Origin of the sequence: Corynebacterium pilbarense, from assembly GCF_026930265.1 — a bacterium.
GTDB classification, from domain to species: Bacteria; Actinomycetota; Actinomycetes; order Mycobacteriales; family Mycobacteriaceae; genus Corynebacterium; species Corynebacterium pilbarense.
The window spans coordinates 1-2,371 of record NZ_JANRML010000034.1; the positions used below are offsets into that span (position 1 = coordinate 1).

The window sequence follows — 2,371 nt, forward strand, 5'->3', positions numbered from 1 at the left end:
CTGCAATGCTCTTTTTCTTGTAGGCAACTGAACCAAGTCCCAAGTCTGGTTATTTACCAAGGAATCCATTTCCTCTTTCATGCCTTGCTCCCACTTCTTTTTGGTGTCTACCTGCATTGCCTCTTCATAACATTCTGGTTCACCAGAATCAGTCAACAATAAATAATACAATGAAGGAGAGTATCGTTCAGGGGGTATACTTAACCTGGTAGATCTTCTAACAACACTTGCAGGTGTTTGAGGTACCTGCTGCTCCTGTTGTTGTACATTTTGATTTTCAGGTTCCTTTGGAATTTATTTTTCAGTGATCTCATCAAGCACTGTGTATTCTTGTTTTTCTTCTTCCTGTTTCTTTCCCTGCAACTGATCTTTGTACATGACCTTCTCATTGAATATGATATCTCTACTCCTAATGATTTTTTTATTTTCATAATCCCATAAGAGATAACCAAAATCATTAACACCATATCCAATAAAGGTACACTTCTTGGATTTTGCCTCAACCTTTGTTCTATTTTCTTTATCAATATGGACAAATGCTTCACAACTGAAAGTTTTCAAAAAAGAATAGTTTACCTTTTTTCCTGTCCATTCCTCCTCTGGAATTCTACCATCCAAAGAGCTTGAAGGTCCTCTGTTTATTAAGTAAACAACAGTATCTACAGCATCTGCCCAAAACTGTAAGGGCAAACCATCATGCAATCTCATACTCCTTGCACACTCCATGATGGTCCTGCTCATCCTTTCTGACACACATTTTTCTTGTGGTGTTCTTGGAACTGTCTTCTCTCTAAGAATCCCATGGTATGAACAATAATCATCAAACTCCTTGCTGCAATATTCACCTCCATTATCTGATCTGAGACACTTCAAACTTTTTCCTGTCTCATTCTCAACTAAAGCTTTCCATTTCTTAAAAGTATCAAAAACATCAGATTTTTGTCGAATGCAATAAACCCAAGTTTTTCTAGTTGCATCATCAATAAAAGTAACATAATAACGAGAGCCACCAAGAGATGATACCTGAGCTGGTCCCCATACATCTGTATGCACAAGCTCTAACCTTTCATTCTTCTTTTCTTTTCCGACTCTGAGAAATCTGACTCTCTTTTGTTTTCCATAAACACAATGCTCACAGAAGTCCAAATCAATTTGTTTAAGATCTGGCAACAAATTTCTTTTGTGAAGTATCTGCATACCCTTCTCACTCATGTGTCCCAGCCTATGATGCCACAGTGTTGTATCCACTCCTGTAGAAGCTAAAGATATAGAAGAGTCAGTATTACCAATACATAAATACAATGTACCTACCTTCTCTCCTTTCGCTATCACCAATGATCCTTTGATGACCTTCCACGTCTTATCTGTAAATATGGATATACAACCTTCACTTGCCAACTGCCCTGTTGAAATCAGATTTTTCCTTAAATATGGAACATGTCTTACCTCTTTCAACAACCATTGGTTTCCATTGCGTTGCTTTATTTTTACCTTTCCCATTCCAACAATTTTGCATGGTGCATCATCACCCAAATGAACCTGTCCAAAATCACCTTGAACATAATCTAGAAAATGTTTCCTATGGGGTGTGGCATGAAATGAAGCCCCTGAATCTACTACCCAAGACTCAGAAATATTATCTACAGAAAGAATCAAAGCATCTTGTAACACATCACCTATTACATTTGCTTCCTGATTTCTCTCTTGTTGTCCATCTCTTTGTTTCTTTGGAGCTCTGCAGTCTTTCTTCAGATGTCCTTTCTTCCCACAATTCCAACACTCTATCTTTCCAAGTCTGGATTTGGATCTTCCCTTCCTAGAATTCCCACGGTTCCCTGAGCCCTTTCCTCTATCCTTTTGTCTTCCCCTGTTCTCCATGTTCAACGCATTACCTGATGTCTCACCTGTGCTTTTCCATCACATTTCCTCACTAAGGATAACACCAACAACATCATCAAATTTTAAAGTATTTGAACCAGAGACAGAGTTACTTACAGCCATGACCAAGCCATTCCATCTTTCTGGCAATGAGCACAAGATTAGAAGAGCCCTAACCTCATCATCAAAGTCCACTTTTACAGAACTTAGTTGATTAGTAACCGTATTAAATTCATTTAAATGATCTGCAACAGACCCACCTTCTGACATCTTCATATTAAATAATCTCTTCATTAGAAATACCTTATTCGATGCCGAGGGTTTTTCATACAATTTGGCCAACGCGTCCATCAAACCCTTCGTTGTCTTTTCTTTCGAAATATTGAAAGCCACCGACACTGTCAGGCTCAGCCGTATCGTTCCTAGAGGCTTTCTTTCAACAATCTCCCATTCTTCATCCTTCGTAGCCGTCGACTTCTTTGCTATTCCTCCC

General features: G+C 38.6%; 2 protein-coding genes. Both read right to left on the reverse strand.

Annotated features, from left to right (window positions below; all coding sequences use genetic code 11):
• Positions 1 to 294: 294 nt before the first annotated feature.
• Positions 295 to 1,878, reverse strand: a complete 1,584-nt coding sequence (locus NUW87_RS11955; protein ID WP_269028603.1) for a DDE-type integrase/transposase/recombinase — start codon at positions 1,876 to 1,878, stop codon at positions 295 to 297.
• 39 nt (positions 1,879 to 1,917) lie between these two features.
• A partial coding sequence (locus tag NUW87_RS11960) for a gag-polypeptide of LTR copia-type domain-containing protein (RefSeq protein WP_269028605.1) occupies positions 1,918 to 2,371 on the reverse strand: 454 nt, incomplete at its 5' end.

Bases quoted from the DNA above. Each gene is read 5' to 3' on its own strand.
- NUW87_RS11955 (WP_269028603.1), bottom strand. From the start codon at position 1,878: ATGGAGAACAGGGGAAGACAAAAGGATAGAGGAAAGGGCTCAGGGAAC.